This is a genomic window from Gammaproteobacteria bacterium, from assembly GCA_032250735.1.
Classification (GTDB): domain Bacteria; phylum Pseudomonadota; class Gammaproteobacteria; order SZUA-152; family SZUA-152; genus SZUA-152.
This window is the reverse complement of record JAVVEP010000013.1, coordinates 75,830-93,162: the sequence shown is the minus strand read 5'-3', so window position 1 is coordinate 93,162 and position 17,333 is coordinate 75,830. Positions and strand designations below refer to the sequence as shown.

Sequence of the window (17,333 nt, the reverse complement as noted above, 5' to 3'; positions counted from 1 at the left end):
GGGCGCGGGGGGTACCGAACTGTCGGGGGGGCAGAAACAGCGCCTGGCCATTGCGCAGGCCTTTCTGCGTGATGCGCCGATTCTGATTCTGGACGAGGCCTCATCAGCACTGGACAGCCAGTCTGAGCAGGTGATTGTGCAGGCGCTCGATGAGCTACGGGCGCACCGCACCACCCTGCTGATTGCGCATCGTTATTCCTCCATCCGCTCCGCCGACCGCGTCATCTATTTTGAGGGTGATGGCAGTCTGAGTATCGGCCGGCATGAGGAACTCATGGCCAGTCATCCACGCTACCGCGAGGCGGTGGAGTGGCAGACGACGGAGGCTGAATAGGTCGGCGCCTTACCCCGGCAAAATATGATGACGTCTTCGCTCGTCTGAAACCTGCACGCGTCCCGTTGAAATCGTATTGAAAAGATGCTCAAACACCTGCCCCGGGTGTTGCGTGTCGTCCTCCAGAAAATAGCTGTGTCCCTTGGGCATGTCATAGGTGTTGTTGAAGTTGTCGCAGTCGATGGCATAGACATTGGTATGCACTTTATTCATGTCCTCCGGTCCGGTGTGTCCCAATCGACGTGATGCCACATTGTTTTTCAGATTGGAAATCTTGCTGGAACGCAGCGCCAGATCATCCGATGCAAAATACACCGAAACATTTCTTGAGGCGTGGCTGATCAACGCACCACGCTCATTTTTTTCCAGGGTTTCATTAACGACATCGGCCGCCATCAGAATTGTGTTGCGAAACAGTAATGGCACGCCGGATGCCAGATCATATTGATCCCATTTCGCCAGGGTTTCGCGCAATACCCGATTACCCATGGAATGGGCAAGAACATTGATGCGCTTCAGGCAGGGAGCGCCTTCAGCCTGCTGGTTACGCCAATTCATGAAGTGTTGTAGCGCCCGCGCGAATGAATAGGCGCTTTGATCCGCGGACTTCTGGTCGTCCCAGTAATCCTGAATGATGCCTTTGTCGTCATCGCAGGGCCAGATGATGGGGATGACCTCCACCAGGTCTTTTTCCTTCTGGTCAAACAGCGACTGCAACTTGGCTGCGCGGGGAAAGATGTCCGGTTCGGGCAGGTTGGAAAAACCGTGAATGTATAACAGCAGCTGCTTGGCCGTGCTTTTTTGCAGCGTCGCCATGAAATTCGTTGAGCCCAACTCGGTGTATTTATCCTTGCCTTTTCGTTGGCAAAAATAGACCGAGTTGGCGGGGCTGTTTTTGGTTAAATCAAAATGAAAATCGCGTCCCCTTTTGGTTCGAATCGAGCCTTTGGGTTCACGGTTGGTCAGAAAAAGCATGGCACTCCTCCATGAGTCGGTGGGTTGAGTAAATGATCAGACGTGATGCTAGAGCCCGTCGCATGACAATTCAAGAAATAAACAGGTTCGATGGCGAAAATTTCTTAACCGTGGCGTCAGGGCAACGGGCATGAAACGATTGCAGTGACCGCGTTTAGCCATGGCCTGAGGGCATGTCAGAAATCCGCAATGATCACCGGTGATCAGGGGAGGTCGCTGCCAGGAAGCGTGGGGCTGAGAGTCTGTGAAGTGGCGTACTCGAAGCGCCGGAAATTTTCAGATAGGCAAAGATGCAGGAGTCTGGAAGCAAGGGGTACAAAAACAAGAGGGTTAAAAAATAAGGGGCTTAAAAAATAAGGGGCTTAAAAAATAAGGGGCTTAAAAACAAGAAGGGAACCCTACCGAAATAGAGTTCCCTTCTATTTTTAACGTGGGGTATAAGCCACATTGGTGAAGCTGCAAAGCTGCGTGAGCAGGTTAGCAGGCTACACAGGCGTTGCTTGCGCAACAACATCCGTTGTCAGATGTCTAGCTATACTGGTTGTGTGTAACAGTATGGTTTTGCGTCGGATTACATTCCGCCGCCCATACCGCCACCACCACCACCGCCGCCCATGCCGCCGCCACCCATTCCGCCGCCCATACCGCCGCCACCGCCGCCGCCACCACCACCCATTCCGCCACCCATAGTGACCTCCAGAGTAAGTAAGTAACAAACATTGATGACTAGCTGCAGGTACGACAATACATGTGTATTGACAGTACATGAAACTAGCACAGTGTTGATCAACGCTACCACTGCTGATCGTTCTGTGTCATTAATCACCGGGGTGATTTTCACCACCCAGAAGATCAATGACGTTGCAGAAGTTAGCAAGGCAGGACTTGGTTGTCAATCTTGTGAAGGGGTTCATGAAGAAAAAAAGCTGGCCATAACTTATTGATTTTAAAGGGTGATAAAGGATGCTTGTGCTGGTTTTCCCTGACGGCACAGGGCCTTAACCTCCGGTGAATGGTCAAAATATAGCCAAAAATGGCCGTTTAATAGGCAAAACCGATCTTTTAATAATAAACAGCTATATGTAGTTTTTTGTGGGGCAGGCATGGTCGCCCGATAGCGGATTTAATGTTTGTAAATTCAAGCGGTTGACAGGGACTGTTGGCGATGGAGGCAGTGTTGAGCGCGGTTTTTATTGGATGGTTTTGTGACATAATCCCCGAGCCTTGCCGGTCTACCTCAGCGTCAGATTACATTAAAAAAAATAAAAGGACTTCCCGCTATGTTTTTGCTTACGGCCACGTTTTTATTGTTATCCGGTATCGCCAGTCTCACTTATCAGGTGGTCTGGGTCAGGTTGCTGGGGCTGAGCATGGGCTCTACCAGCGCCTCCATTAGCACGGTATTGGCGGCCTTCTTTTTGGGCCTGGCGCTGGGCAGTTATCTGGCCGAACGGATTACCCGCAATCGTATCAATGATCTCAAACCGTATATTGCGCTGGAGATTATTATTGGCCTGTCGGGCCTGGCGCTGCTGCCTATTTTGCTGAATCTGGATGCCATCATGGCGGCGACGCCGGCGCTGGGCGCGACGATCCCCAACAAGTTCGCGGTCACCACGGCGCTGCTGCTGATCCCCACCGTGTGCATGGGCGCAACCTTTCCGGTAATGGCATCGATCCTTATCCGTCGTAAAGATGAGGTGGGTCTGCGCGTCAGCCAGCTCTATAGCCTGAATACGGCGGGTGCGGTGCTGGGGGCGGCGCTGGCCGGTTTCTTTTTTGTGCCTAACTGGGGTCTGGACGGTGCGGTCTATATTGCCTTCAGTTTCAACCTGCTGATTGTGGTGCTGGCGGTATATCTCAATCGAAAGATTGAGCTGCCCCCGATTGAAGTATCGGCAGCGGTGCCCGCTTCAGCGACATCGGTCTCAGCGGTGGAGGAGGCACCCCTGCGTGGCCGGGCCTTGATGGTGCTGTTTGCCACCGGCCTGGTGGCGATCGCCACCGAGGTGGGCTGGACCAAGTATCTGTCAATTTTCACCGGAACCACTATTTATGGTTTTGCGGCGATTCTGACCATCTTCCTCACCGGTATCGCTGCCGGTTCATGGGCCATTAAATCCCATCTTGAGCGCATGCAACGTCCGGAGTTGTGGATGGCCTTCGGACTGGTGTTGCTGGGTGGCTCCTTGTTGCTGACCCGTGCTGGTCTGACCTGGATCCCGCCTATCTATCAGGCGATTAATCACTTCCCGGTGGAACCGTGGCTGAAGCATGGCGTGAAGTATGCGTTTGTATTTATGCTGTTGTTCCCCCCAACCTTTCTGTTTGGCGTGCTGTTCCCCCTCAACCTGAAACTCTATTGCGGCAACCTGCAGGGCGTGCGGGCACGTATCGGCAAGGCCTACGCGGTCAACACGGTCGCCAGTATTTTTGGTTCCTTAATGGCGGGGTTCTGGCTGATTCCCTATTACGGCACCGATGTGTTGTTGACGTCCATGGCGATTGTGCTGTTGTTGTTGCCCTTCCTGTTCGTGCCGGCACTGAAAACACAGCTGGCCAGGGTGGCGATCACCTCTGTTGCGTTGATCGCGCTACTGGGCAGCTGGCTGCTGCCACATCTCAGTTACAAGGATCTGATCAGCTCGGTGCAATATGATGAAGAGGCCTATACCGGCAAGGAGCCAAAGTATCTGTTTCTGAAAGAGGGTAAGGCCGGTGTCATCAGCATGGTGACTTATGACGATCGGCATGTGAAGCTGCAAAATAATGGCCTCAATGAATCCTTTATCGATCTTGAGGACGAAAATAATGTGCTGCTGGTGGAAAGCCTGTTGGGTCTGGTGCCGTACCTGGTGCATGAAAACCCCAAGTCGGCCTTTGTGGTGGGTTTCGGTGGCGGCATTACCACCAAGGCACTGACCTTTACCCAGCTGGAGTCGATCCGCGTGGTTGAGCTGGAGCCGGCGGTGGTGGAGGCGGGGCGTGCGATTCTGGGCGGGAAGATTCCTGCGTTGGAGGACCCGCGCGTTACCCTCACGCTCAACGATGCGCGCAATACCCTGCTGACCGAAAACACTCGCTACGACATTATCGCTGCACAACCATCACATCCCTGGCTGGCGCGCGCAGCAAATGTGTTTACCAAAAACTTTTTTGAGTTGGTCAATTCACGGCTCAATGAAGGCGGCATATACAGCCAATGGGTGAACCTGTTTCACATGGATGCGACCACGTTGAAATCCCTGATGCGGGCATTTTATGAGGTGTTTCCGCATGGTATGAGCTTTGCTAATCTCAGCACGGGCGACTTCATTATGTACGGCTCTGGCTCGCCGCTGATATTTGATTTTGCACAAATCGAACAACGCATGAGTGGGACGAAAATCAAGGCTGCGTTGAATTACTATGACATCTATTCGGCCCGTGACTTGATGTGGTACTTCTCGCTCAGTCGTGAAGAGGCGCTGGCGGCGTCCATGACGGTGCCTGCCAATACTGATACCAATATTCTTTCGGAGGTGCGCCTGTCGGCAATGGATAATGATCCACCGCCCGAAGAAAACCCCTACGATTTTTTGAGAGGGGAATATCGGTTTAACCTGCGCCCCCATTTTGGCGCCGATGCGGTTGAGCGCATTTATGACCTGGGCACATTTTATCTTTCTGAATGGAATGAGCTGGAGATGGCGCAGCATGCGGCGGACCAGTTGCGGGACCTCGATCCGATCAAGGCACGTGGCATTGAGTATGAAAAACACTGGCACCGCTTTGAATTTGATGAGGCGGATGCCCTGTTTGCCCAGCACCCGCACTGGCCGGATCGCACCTATATACAGCAGGCATTGTCGCTGGCGGATCGCGGCCGTTATGAAGAGGCCGCCGCCGTAATGCCCAAGGTGGAGATGGAGAGTTTACGCCGCACGCTGTCAGCCCGTTTGTTGTATGAGCGGGGGCATTATGATGAGCTTATCGTATTGAATGCGAAATACGATGCGGAAAAGCTGTGGCGTCTGTCGGCCCTGGCCAAGCGGGATTTGACCGCGGCCGGTGCCGCCCTGCATGCCCTGGCGCAGCATGTTTCGCCAGAGCTTCCCCAGATGCGGCTGCTGGCAGGCTATTATGGCGCCATCAATGATGCCCCGCAGCTTGAGCGCATGGCGCGCCTGATCATCAAGCAGCAGGATAAGGAAATTGTGCGCATTCAGACATTGCTGAGCGAGGCTGTTGAGGCCGAGCAGGGGAGTCGTTCGCAGGATCTGCTCAGGCGGCTTGATCGTTTGAACCCAGAGGCCAGCTATAAACTGAAAACATTACGCGCCAAGGTGGAGAAATTGGCCGCTGCTTCGTGACGGCGGTAATACCGGCTGGAATAGTTGGAATATGTCGGTGCAGAGGATTTTGTTTCGCTATAGCTATAGTTGATGTAACCGGGTGGGCGGTCTTTGGCGGCAGATGTGATCGTCAGGCTAACGGTCGGTCAAAGGAGGTGGCATGAGTGATTACCAGCATATCCTGTGTGCGGTTGACCTTAGCGATGAAAATATCATTGTCGCATCGCGGGCGGCTGAACTGGCCAATTTTTATCATGCGCAGCTCAGCTTGTTGCATGTCGTGGAATATATTCCTGTCGATCTGGCGAATGAGCTGGTGCTGCCGCAGCAGCAAGACATCGAACAGCAACTAGTGCTTCAGGCAACGAATCACCTGGCGGCGCTGGCAGGGCAAATCAGGGTTGAGCGCCTGCACCAGGCGGTGGTGCAGGGTTCAACGAAATCAGAGATCATTGAGTATGCGCAGGCACAGCAGGCGGATCTGATTGTGCTGGGCCGACATGGCCGCCACGGAATCTCCCGCTTGTTGGGTTCCGTGGCGAATGCGGTGCTGCATCACGCCCCCTGTGATGTGTTGGCGGTACGGGTGGGTGGGTGAATGGCGGTTTTGTCCGGCGCCGGGGTGTTGAGTCCGCAGCGCTGTTTGGTGGACGTGCGGCTATTTGAAGTTGGTGAATTCGTGCCGGTGCGCCTGCTGGCGCATGATAAAAAACAGGGTGATTTTCCGCATAAAACGGGTCCTTGCATCCCGGGTCATACTAGTGCAAGGCAGTGATTATTATGGAAATTAATTGTTGAGTTTTTTTCTTAGAATTGCGTTGACACGTCCGACGGGATTAGTCTAGCATCGTGGCCATAGATAAAACTGATAATTAAGTTTATTAGATTAATAATAATATTCTGATATACCAGAATGCTCCGTTGGCGCGGTATGAGATGTAGAAATGCCCGGTACAGGGCACGCATTTCAGGCGTGATAGTGTGAACCAGCCGAGGAGTTGACGTCCATTGTTGAGGAAGGTCGTCATCAATAAATAATAGGCGAGCACGACTTGCCAAGAATCGAGGGAGAACAAGCGGCTGCTTCAGCTGGCTTGATTTAGCAGAAATCAGGAAATTTCCAATCGGCGGCGTGAGCCGTGTTAGACGAGTGCTGCGTCGGTCAGCTGATCGATGTGGCCGGGTTTTCTGTGTTTGGGCCTGATTGCCCGTGAATAATCAATACCTTGTTAAACCATTTGTAGTTATTTGTTGTTAAATGCATAACCAACACGTATCGAGGAAAGAGATGGTAGTGAAGAACCGTTTAATCAATCCGAATGCGCAACGCCGTAGTTTTGGGGATGTCGCTGGGACCGGGATTGTCGGACTCATCTGTCTGGCGATGTTGTTGCTGTCTTCAGTGGCGATGGCTGCCAAGTATGACGTCGTGCCTCCCGGCGGAACTCATAAGGGGGAGGATGTCCCCCAGCCCATTGAGTTTCCTCACAACATACATGTTAAGGATAACGGTATTAACTGTATGTACTGCCATACCTATGCGCGACGCAGCAAGGTAGCTGGCATCCCTCCCACCAGTAAGTGCATGGGTTGTCACAAGGTTATCGCCACCGACAAGCCGCGTATTCAGGCGCTCACCAAATACTGGGAAGACAAAACTCCCCCGCTGTGGAAAAAGGTGCATGACGTGCCGGATTTTGTGCACTTTACGCATGAAAAACACTTGAAAAAAATGGTGTTTGATCGTGAGCTTCCCGTGGAAAACGTGAAGGAAGTGTGCGCGTTTTGTCATGGTGAAGTGGAAAACATGACGGTGGCCAACAAAGTTAAACCGCTGAATATGGGTTTCTGTGTTGGTTGTCACATTCAAAACAAAGAGCTTGGCGCGCCGGGTGATTGCTGGAAGTGTCACAAATAATAATCCCGCGCAGCAGGATTGGGCGTAGGTGGTTTTGAGTAGGCGAATTAATAGAGTGGAAAAACGACTATGATCGGAAAGATAAACCGTAGAAGTTTCCTGAAAGTAATGGGCTGGAGTGGTGCTGGCGCTGCGTTGAGCGGCTGCGATCTGCCCTCCACCGTCACCCTGGAAGAAGGTAAGGAAGAGGTCGTTTCTTACCTGATGCCTGAGGAGTATGTCATTCCGGGTGTGGGTGTATGGTATGCCTCAACCTGTACCCAGTGTGGGGCCGGCTGCGGCATCCATGGGCGCGTACGCGAGGGTCGGGTGTTAAAGCTGGAAGGTAATCCCGATGCGGCCTTGAACAAGGGCAAGCTGTGCATGATGGGACAGGCCGGCGTGCAGGGCCATTACAATCCGGATCGCATCACCACACCGATGTTACGCACCGGTGGTAGCCTGGCGGCCGTGACCTGGGATCAGGCAATGGCTGTGCTGGAAGAGAAACTGGCTGCCGTCAGCGGTGATCGATTTGGCTGGTTTACCGGCACAATGAGCGGCCATCAGGCTGCGCTGGTCGCCAACCACCTGGAGGCCATGGGTTCGACAAAACACTATGTGCATGAGGTGGTGAATAACGCCGTGTCGCGCGCCGTCAATACGGACATGCTGGGTGAGGCAACACCGCGGTTGCGTTTGGACAAGGCGAAGATGGTGGTCTCCTTTGGCGCGGACTTCCTCGGCGCGGGCCAGTCGCCGGTGCATTACGCAGGGCAGTACGCCGCCTTCCGCACCAATAAGGAACGCGGCCTACTGGTGCAAATCGAATCGAAGATGTCACTGACGGGTGGTAATGCCGATTTGTGGTTGGCCATCAAGCCGGGTACCGAGGGTATATTGGCGCTGGGAATGGCGAATCTGCTGCTCAACAAGCTTAAGCTGAGCGATGCGGGCATTCCTTCCGACGTGCGCGCGATGATTGATGATCACGACATTACCCGTGTCGCCAGAACCACGGGTGTCGCGGGACACCGTATACAGCGCGTGACCCAGTTGCTGTCTGAGCGTTCACCGAGCCTGGTGCTCGCCGGTGCGACGGTAGAGGGCCATGCGCACGGCTATGCGGCAACCGCCGCAGTGATGTTGCTGAACCATATATTGGGCAACGTCGGCAAGACCATCGAGTCGGCCGGCGATTTCCCCTTCCCGCAGCTGATGTCCAGGCAGGGAGGCACCTCAGACCTGCTGGCCTTTGCTGCGGATGCGAAGGCGCAACAGCTGGATGCCGCCATCTTCTATGGCAGCAACCCGGTTTATTCCGCGCCGCAGGCTCTGGGCCTGGGTGAGGCAATGGCCAACATCGGCTTCAAGGTCGCGATCGCGCAGTTCCCGGATGAAACCGTAATGGCCGCCGATCTGGTGTTGCCGGTGGATTCCTATCTTGAAGATTGGGGAACGCAGGTGCCGGCCAATCAGGCGGAGTCGAATGCGATTCATGTGCAGCAGCCGTTGATGGAAAGGCTGCATTCGCAAACCAGAGGGCTGGGCGACATTCTGCTATCTCTGTTGAAACAACGAAAGAGTGAAGAATATGCGCAGTTTGAGGACTATTACGCCTATCTGCGTAATGCCTTTGCCGCGATGCCGGCCGATGTGAAGCAATCTGCGCAGAATAATAACGAGTTCTGGAACACCGCCCTGCAAACCGGGGTGATCAACGTCGAGTCCGGCGCGCGTAAACTGCAGTCGACAGTCGTATCGTTTGCCGCGCCGGTGACGGAAGGCGCTGCGGATGGCTTGTCACTGGTGCCTTCGGCGCGCATGGGTTTGTTCGACGGACGGCATGCGAACCTGCCGTGGCTGCAGGAAGCGCCCGACCACATCAGTAAGGTGGTGTGGGATTCGTGGGCCGAAATGCACCCGGATACCGCCGCCAAAATGGGAATCGCGAATCTGGATCTGGTGCGGATAAGCTCAGCGCAGGGCAGTGTTGATGTGCGGGTGGTACTGCTCAAGGGCGTGCATCATGATGCCGTCGCAGTGCCGTTGGGTCAGGGGCATGAGGCCTATGGTCGTTATGCGAAGGGCCTGGGCGTGAATCCGCTGAAAATCCTTGATGCGACAACGGATGCGATGACGGGTGAGCTGGCCATGTTCAGCACGCGCGTCACGGTGAAGAAAATAGGTGAGGCAGATGCACTGTCGATTGTACGAATGGGTACCGGCAGCGGTGATAGTCAAGCAGGGCGTAAGTTGGTGGTGACCGTGCCCGTTGAGCAGGTCAAGCGTTCGGAGGGAGCATAACCATGTCATTAGACAATATTCTTAATCATTGGTCAGACTTCCGTAAAGGTGCCGAGGAAGGTGGTCATCATAAATATGAACACCGCTGGGCAATGGCCATTAATCTTGATCTGTGCACCGGTTGCAATGCCTGTTCTACCGCTTGTTATGCGGAGAACAATCTTGCCGTGGTCGGTAAAGAGCGTTTTGAAAAGGGCCAGGCCATGCACTGGTTGCGTATCGAGCGTTATTGGGATCAGCCTGATAAAGAATATCCGGAACAGGGCGCCAGCTTTCTGCCAATGATGTGCCAGCAGTGCGGTGCCGCGACCTGTGAACCGGTGTGCCCGGTTGCCGCGACCTATCACACGCCAGACGGGTTGAACGCGCAGGTGTACAACCGCTGTATCGGTTCACGCTATTGTTCAAATAACTGTCCGTTCCGCGTGCGGTACTTCAATTTCTATTCTTACTACGAATCTGCATGGCCGCAACCGATGGAGCAGCAGCTCAATCCGGATCTGTCCGTTCGTGATAAAGGTGTAATGGAGAAATGTACCTTCTGCGTGCAGCGTATCCGCACCGCCAAGGATAAGGCCTACATGGAGGATCGCCCGGTTGAAGACGGTGAGGCGATGACGGCCTGCGCACAGGCTTGTCCGACGTCTGCCATTGTGTTCGGTGACGCCATGGATGAGAACAGCATGGTGAGCAAACTGTGGAAAAAGCATCAGGTGGAGCGCGGTGTTTACCAGCAGACAAAAAATGCGAAGAAGAATGCCGATTTACGTGGCTACCGGATTTTCGAAGAACTCAACGTCGATCCGTCAGTGATGTATCTCGAACGTGTTCGTGAAAATGTATAAACCTCTTTTAAAGATCCTTTGTGAACCCTTTAAAGAAGTACGGCCGTCAAAAAAGATTAAGGTGATATAACAATGACGATGGTGACAGAGAAAGACATTAACGAGCAGATTGCTTGGGCAAAAATCAACACTGATGTGTTGAAGAGTATGGAAAATCCACGCCCGGCCTATTGGGTGACGCTGATAGTGTGTCTGGCAATGGTGGCCTGTGCCGCCGTGGCGGAATACATCCAGTACACCGTGGGTATGGGGCCTTCTAACCTCAACAACCCGCACATGTGGGATATGTATATCGCCTCCTTCGTGTTCTGGATTGGCATGAGTCACTCCGGCACCTTATTGTCGGCTATCCTGCATCTGATTCACGCCGACTGGCGCAAGCCGATTTATCGGTTTGCCGAAGCCATGACCACGTTCTCACTGATGACCGCGGGCCTGTTTCCTATCATCCATCTGGGTCGTGTCTGGAATATGTACTGGGTGTTGCCCTACGTCAGCGATCGGGGTCATTGGCCGAATTTCCGTTCGCCGCTGGTATGGGATGCCTTCGCGATCAGCACCTATCTTTCCGCTTCCATGCTATTCCTGTTTGTCGGCATGATACCGGATCTGGCGATTTGTCGTGACAACACCACTGGCTGGCGTAAAAAGCTGTACACCATGCTATCACTGGGTTGGGTGGGCAGTGACCGCCAATGGCGCAACTTCCGCAAGATCTATCTGTTGATGGCCTGCTTCCTGATCCCGTTGGCGGTATCGGTGCATTCCATTGTATCGGCGGACTTTGCAATGTCGATCATGCCTGGTTGGCACGTCACCACCTTCCCGCCCTATTTTGTGGCCGGTGCGTTGTACTCGGGTTGTGCGGCCATTATCACCCTGTTTGTGCTGCTGCGTTATTTCTTCCGTTTTGAGGAATACATGACCCTGCCGATCATGGAAAAAACCTGCAAACTGACCTTCGCTATCGCCATGGTATGGACTTACCTGAACCTGGTCGAGTTTGCCTCTGTCTGGTACGGCCATGATGTGTATAACAAGGAGTTGCTTATCTCCAAGGCCACGGGTGCCTATGCCTGGATTTTCTGGACGATGATCTTTTGCGGTTCGGTGTTGCCGTTCGCGCTGGCATTCCGTTCCCTGCGCCGGCATATGCCGACCATGTTTGTGGTGTCGCTGTTCCTGAATCTGGGTATGTTCTTTGAACGCTGGATGATCGTGGCGCCGACATTGTCGATGTCACACGAGCCACATCAATGGGATGTCATGTACGGCAGTATCGTGGAGTGGGCCATTGTGTTCGGCAGCTTTGGCTGGTTCGGCATGTTGTTCCTGGTGTTTGTAAAAGTATTTCCGTCGGTATCGATGTATGAGGTGAAAGAGATGGTCTTTCATCGCAAACGTTCTGCGGGTGAAGAAGATCTGGCGCGCATGACCGATCATGCCAAACCGGCAACTCAGACTACCGGCGGGGAGGGTGCATAAATGACTAAAAAAAGAATGATGGGCCTGTTCAGCGATTTTGATGAGGCGCATGACGCCATCGCTGATATTCGCCGTAATGAGGTCCCTGGATTGACGGTAGATGATGTCACCATGAAATCACCTATCGAACATCCTGAGGTGGAGGAGGTCCTGGGTGAGCGCCCGGTACACATCCAGAAATTCACCCTGTTCGGTGCCCTGTTCGGCCTGACATTCGGGTTTCTGTTCCTGTCCGGCGCACAGGCCACCTTCCTGGTGCAGCCGCAAGGTGGCAAGCCGGTTATTCCCTTGCCGTCAAATTTTGTATTGATGTATGAGATGCTGATTTTCTTCGGCGTCTGGAGCACGTTCTTTGCGTTTCTGTTTCTGTCAGGCCTGTTTAAAAAGCGCAGTGCACTGTATAGCGAAAAAGTCAGCCTTGACCAGGTGGCCATTCTGGTTGAGGTCGATGAGTCAATTAGCGAGTCGGTGAGAGCGCTTTTTCAAAAGCATAAGGTATTGGAAATTCGAGAAGAGGTCATACGATGAACCATTCGATGAAACGCATAGCGCTAATTCTGGCCGTGTTGACTATTCCATCAGTGGCGCTTGCATGGCCGTGGTCACAGGACATGATGAACCAGCCCAGCATAAAACCACAGGAGGGGGTGATGACGCCCTTTCCCGCCCGCTCTGTCCCGGTGATGGGTACTCCGACCAAGGTCGCGAACCGCGATGAAGCCAAAGATCTGGTCAATCCGATTCCAGTGACCGCCGCCTCGCTGAAAAAGGGACGCAACCTGTTCCGCATTTATTGTGCGGCATGTCACGGCCTGTCAGGTAAGGCAGAGTCGCCGGTGAGTGGGAAAATCGGCGCCATTGATCTAACCGATGATTACGTACAAAAGACGCTTACCGAAGGCTGGCTCTGGGGCACGATCACTTTTGGCAGTTTCGTGATGCCGGCCTACGGGGTGCCGGGTGAACAGGGTGGCTCCAACGACCTGTCAGTTGAAGAACGCTGGCACGTTGTGAACTATGTCAAAAATGGTTTGTTGAAAGAAACCACCGTCGCTGCAAAATAGTCCGCCGTGATTCGCGCAATGACTAGTGCAATGACACAGAGAAAAGATAAAAGGGGTAACAGGTAAATGGAGAACTTTGGTAGCTGGTCTGTTCTGACCACAAATTTCCTGGTGGTGCTGTATCTGGCGCTGGCGGGGGTGACATTTGCGTCTATCCTGCACCTGGCAAACGGCAAGTGGCGTTTCCAGGTGCGCTATTTTGCCGTCGCAACGGCGGGATTGTTCCCGCTGGCCGGCGTGCTGTTGCTGGTACTATTGGGCAGTGGTGAAAGCACTTTCCAGTGGCTGGCACAGGCACATGAAGAGGGTAATCACCTGAATGGCTGGCATGATTATGGCTTCCTGGTGACCCGGCAGATAGTGGGTTTTCTGGTGGTTGCCGGTTTCTTCGGCCTGTTTATCAAATATCAGCACAAGACCTCGATTGATGATTCACCGGCGGTGCATCGGACATTTCGCAATATTGCCCTGTGCATTCCGGGCGTCTACGTACTGTATGGCACCATGGTGGCCTGGGACTTTGAGATGACGATGATTCCCGGCTGGCACAGCGCCAGTTACGGCGTCTATCAGTTTGTCAGCATGTTCCATTTCTTCCTGGCGTTTCTCGCCGTGTTGCTGATTATGCTGCACCGCTCCGGCAAGGTGGCAAAACCCTACAAGCCTTTTGTGTTTAACTATCTCGCACAAATGATGCTGGCCTTCACGATCCTGTGGACCTATTTCTATTTCACGCAGTTTCTCATTATGTGGTACGGCCGGCTGCCGGAAGAGATGGATCGCTTCTACGGCATGATGCAGCATGACCTGGCCCCACTGTGGTGGACCTTCCTGGTGCTGAAATTTATGGTGCCGTTCGTCACCTTTGCGGTCTGGACACCGAATCGACACAACCCCCGGGTGATCCTGTTGGTCGCCGCCAGCATCATGCTCGGCACCTGGATCGAACGTTATACCTGGGTGTCAGGCTCGGTGTCACCGGAGTTTTATCATATCCCGATGACCTCGATATTCGACATTGTGGTCACGGTGGTGATCGCCGTGGCCGGCTGGCTCTCCGTGCGGACGGTCATGACCCGCTACGGTCTGGTGCGCAGTTAATGGCGACAGCGGTTAGCCGGATTGATACCGGCTAAGCGTCGTTCTGGATAGAAACGTTGGATGGAACAAAAAGGGCTCTCTGAGCCCTTTTTTTGTGCCCGAGGTCAGATAGGCTCATGGAACAGGCCTGCCATCAGCGCATTAGCTTATAATAATATTAAAATAAACAATGTTCTTGGCGAGATATTCTCTGCTATGCTCCCTGGCTAATCCGGGTGTTTTTGGTGTAAAAGCCTAATGTTAACGGGCAGATATAGTGATTACTGAGGCTCCCTTGCGGATATCAAGCTATCGAGGGCTAGTATGTGAGTTCGAATGAAATTGATCAGGGCCGACGCCGCATGTTGCTGGCGGCAACGGCGGCAATGGGTGGGATTGGCGCCGTTTATGTGGCCGCACCGTTTGTGTTGTCCATGGATCCCAGCGAAAAGGCGAAGGCCGCCGGCGCCCCGGTTGAGGTGGATATCAGCAAGCTGCAGCCCGGTCAGCTGATGACCGTCGAATGGCGAGGTAAACCCGTATGGGTGCTGCGGCGTAATCAGGCCATGCTGTCCGGTATGGAAACCCTGACGGATAAGTTGCGGGATGCGGGCTCTGACGAGTTGTCCCAACAGCCGCATTACACCAAAAACCCCCATCGCTCGATCAATCCTGAATACATGGTGATGGTCGGTATCTGTACCCATTTGGGCTGTGCGCCGACCTATCGGCCAGAATTTGCGCCCCCTGATCTGGGTCCGGACTGGAAGGGCGGCTTCTTCTGTCCCTGTCATGGCTCTCGTTATGATCTCGCCGGCCGCGTGTTTTCCGGTGTGCCCGCACCGTCCAACCTGGTTGTCCCTCCCTATCATTATGTCTCGGCGACCCGCCTGATGGTGGGTGTTGATCCGGAGGCCATCTGATGTTTGAAAACATGAAATATCGCGCTGTGGCCCTACGTGACTGGGCGGACGAGCGGTTTCCGGTGACGGCCTTCTGGCACGACCACATGGTCAAGTATTATGCCCCCAAAAACCTGAATTTCTGGTACTACTTCGGTTCTCTGGCCCTGCTGATGCTGGTGATGCAGCTGCTCACGGGTATCTTTCTGACCATGAACTACAAGCCAACCGCCGACACCGCCTTTGCCTCAGTGGAATACATCATGCGTGATGTGAACTGGGGCTGGCTGATTCGCTACATGCATTCCACCGGCGCGTCGTTTTTCTTTGTGGTGATCTATTTGCACATGTTTCGGGCCTTACTATACGGCTCGTACCGCGCACCGCGTGAACTATTGTGGTTGTTCGGCATGCTGATATTCACCGTGTTGATGGCCGAGGCCTTTATGGGATATCTGTTGCCCTGGGGGCAGATGTCCTTCTGGGGCGCGCAAGTCATCATCTCCCTGTTTGGCGCCATCCCCTATATTGGTGATGAGCTGGCCTTATGGATACGGGGCGATTTTGTGGTGGCCGACGCCACCCTGAACCGCTTTTTCGCCTTCCATGTGATCGCCTTTCCGCTGCTATTGATCGGTCTGGTGATGTTTCACATGATCTCTCTGCATTCCGTCGGTTCCAATAATCCCGATGGCATCGAGATCAAAAAGCACAAGAACAAGGATGGCGTACCGGTAGACGGCATTCCCTTTCATCCCTATTACACCCTGAAAGATTCCGTTGGGGCAGTGGTGTTTTTGATGATCTTCGCTGTAGTGCTGTTCTATGCGCCGGAGATGGGGGGCTGGTTTCTGGAGAAAGATAATTTTGTGCCGGCCAATCCCCTGAAGACGCCGGAGCATATCGCACCGTTGTGGTACTTCACGCCCTTCTACGCCATTTTGCGGGCGGTGCCTGACAAATTTCTCGGTGTGGTGGCGATGGGGGCATCGATTGTGGTGTTGTTTTTATTGCCGTGGCTGGATCGGGGGCCCGTCAAGTCGATTCGCCAGCGGGGGCTCCTGTTCAAAACGGCCCTGGCGAGCTTTGTGGTCAGCTTCATCGGTCTGGCCTATCTGGGCACGGTGGCCGCAACGCCGACAGCGACCCTGTTCTCCCGTATTTTCAGCATCGTCTATTTTGCGTTCTTTTTGCTGATGCCTATCTACACCCGGTTAGACAAAACCAGGCCCATCCCTGAGAGGGTGACGAAATGATGAGAATCGCTGTACTTGTTGTTTTGTTGCTGCCAATGACCGTGATGGCAAGTAGTAATGGCATCGCGCTGGATGCGGCCAATATTCAGATCGAAGATCGTGAGTCGATTAAACGCGGTGCCAAAACATTTGTTGAATATTGTCTGAATTGTCATTCTGCCGCCTTGATGCGATACAGTCGCATCGGACAGGATCTGGACATGACGGATGACGATGTGCGCAGTCAGCTGATTACCACCAGCGCCAAGATCGGTGATGTGATGCAGGTTGCCATTGATGAAGAGGATGCCGGTCGCTGGTTCGGTCAGTCGCCGCCGGACCTGTCGGTGATCGCACGTGCACGCGGTGTTGACTGGCTGTACACCTATCTGCGTGCTTTTTATCGCGATGAGTCCCGTCCCTGGGGCGTCAACAATCGCGTCTTCAAGGATGTCGGTATGCCGCATGTGCTGTGGGAGTTACAGGGCTTGCAGGCACCGGTAATGCAACGCGCGGTCGATGCATATGGTACGGAACGGGATATGATCGTGGGCTTTGAACTTGTCGAGGCCGGCAGATTAACTGCGCAGGAATATGATGCGGTGGTGCGAGACCTGGTGACTTTCCTCGCCTATCTGAGTGAGCCCAGCAAGCTTCAGCGCCTGGCGCTGGGTAAGTGGGTACTGCTGTTTATGGCCGGGTTCCTGGTGCTGGTCTATCTGCTGAAAAAGGAATACTGGAAGGATGTCCACTGAATCGCCTCTGGTCCGTGAACACGGTATAGTTCTGGTTGGGTGCTAATCTTGTCGTTGCGAAAGTTTGACGGCACGCCTTAGGTTGTCTCGACGTTATTTCGAACCCTTTAGCAACCACGC

15 protein-coding genes are annotated in these 17,333 nt (G+C 53.7%); 14 read left to right on the top strand and 1 reads right to left on the bottom strand.

What is annotated here, in order from left to right:
• The coding region (locus RRB22_09430) for an ATP-binding cassette domain-containing protein (protein ID MDT8384625.1) at positions 1–334 on the top strand (334 nt) is incomplete at its 5' end.
• Positions 335–343: 9 nt separating this feature from the next.
• On the opposite strand, the gene RRB22_09425 is transcribed toward RRB22_09430, so the two are convergent.
• Positions 344–1,309 carry an alpha/beta hydrolase gene (locus RRB22_09425; GenBank protein MDT8384624.1) on the bottom strand — a complete coding sequence of 322 codons (966 nt, stop codon included), beginning with the start codon at positions 1,307–1,309 and terminating at the stop codon, positions 344–346.
• Between the two features lie 779 nt (positions 1,310–2,088).
• Here RRB22_09425 and RRB22_09420 point away from each other — a divergent pair.
• The 13 genes from RRB22_09420 (at position 2,089) to RRB22_09360 (ending at position 17,213) form a co-directional block, all read left to right on the top strand.
• Entirely contained in the window at positions 2,089–2,253 is a 165-nt protein-coding gene (locus tag RRB22_09420; protein MDT8384623.1) for a hypothetical protein, read from the top strand.
• Between the two features lie 336 nt (positions 2,254–2,589).
• On the top strand, positions 2,590–5,661 hold the full coding sequence (locus tag RRB22_09415) for a fused MFS/spermidine synthase (protein ID MDT8384622.1): 3,072 nt from the start codon (positions 2,590–2,592) through the stop codon (positions 5,659–5,661).
• A gap of 142 nt (positions 5,662–5,803) precedes the next feature.
• Complete coding sequence (locus RRB22_09410) at positions 5,804–6,241, top strand: universal stress protein (GenBank protein MDT8384621.1); 438 nt, start codon at positions 5,804–5,806, stop codon at positions 6,239–6,241.
• A 696-nt stretch (positions 6,242–6,937) separates the two neighbouring features.
• Positions 6,938–7,561 carry a cytochrome c3 family protein gene (locus RRB22_09405; protein MDT8384620.1) on the top strand — a complete coding sequence of 208 codons (624 nt, stop codon included), beginning with the start codon at positions 6,938–6,940 and terminating at the stop codon, positions 7,559–7,561.
• Between the two features lie 69 nt (positions 7,562–7,630).
• Positions 7,631–9,847 (top strand): molybdopterin-dependent oxidoreductase, encoded by a 2,217-nt coding sequence (locus RRB22_09400; GenBank protein MDT8384619.1) that lies wholly within the window; start codon positions 7,631–7,633, stop codon positions 9,845–9,847.
• Between the two features lie 2 nt (positions 9,848–9,849).
• Positions 9,850–10,692 carry a 4Fe-4S dicluster domain-containing protein gene (locus tag RRB22_09395; GenBank protein MDT8384618.1) on the top strand — a complete coding sequence of 281 codons (843 nt, stop codon included), beginning with the start codon at positions 9,850–9,852 and terminating at the stop codon, positions 10,690–10,692.
• A 72-nt stretch (positions 10,693–10,764) separates the two neighbouring features.
• On the top strand, positions 10,765–12,177 hold the full coding sequence (nrfD, locus tag RRB22_09390; protein MDT8384617.1) for an NrfD/PsrC family molybdoenzyme membrane anchor subunit: 1,413 nt from the start codon (positions 10,765–10,767) through the stop codon (positions 12,175–12,177).
• Positions 12,178–12,705 (top strand): quinol:electron acceptor oxidoreductase subunit ActD, encoded by a 528-nt coding sequence (locus RRB22_09385; protein ID MDT8384616.1) that lies wholly within the window; start codon positions 12,178–12,180, stop codon positions 12,703–12,705.
• On the top strand, positions 12,702–13,241 hold the full coding sequence (locus tag RRB22_09380) for a cytochrome c (protein MDT8384615.1): 540 nt from the start codon (positions 12,702–12,704) through the stop codon (positions 13,239–13,241). Before RRB22_09385 ends, RRB22_09380 begins: the two co-directional genes overlap by 4 nt.
• 66 nt (positions 13,242–13,307) lie before the next feature.
• Positions 13,308–14,342, top strand: coding sequence for a hypothetical protein (locus RRB22_09375; protein MDT8384614.1), 1,035 nt, complete (start codon positions 13,308–13,310; stop codon positions 14,340–14,342).
• Positions 14,343–14,647: 305 nt separating this feature from the next.
• Positions 14,648–15,244, top strand: a complete 597-nt coding sequence (gene petA, locus RRB22_09370; GenBank protein MDT8384613.1) for a ubiquinol-cytochrome c reductase iron-sulfur subunit — start codon at positions 14,648–14,650, stop codon at positions 15,242–15,244.
• On the top strand, positions 15,244–16,479 hold the full coding sequence (locus RRB22_09365) for a cytochrome bc complex cytochrome b subunit (GenBank protein MDT8384612.1): 1,236 nt from the start codon (positions 15,244–15,246) through the stop codon (positions 16,477–16,479). The genes petA and RRB22_09365 overlap by 1 nt, the downstream gene beginning before the upstream one ends.
• On the top strand, positions 16,476–17,213 hold the full coding sequence (locus RRB22_09360) for a cytochrome c1 (GenBank protein ID MDT8384611.1): 738 nt from the start codon (positions 16,476–16,478) through the stop codon (positions 17,211–17,213). The genes RRB22_09365 and RRB22_09360 overlap by 4 nt, the downstream gene beginning before the upstream one ends.
• Positions 17,214–17,333: the final 120 nt, after the last annotated feature.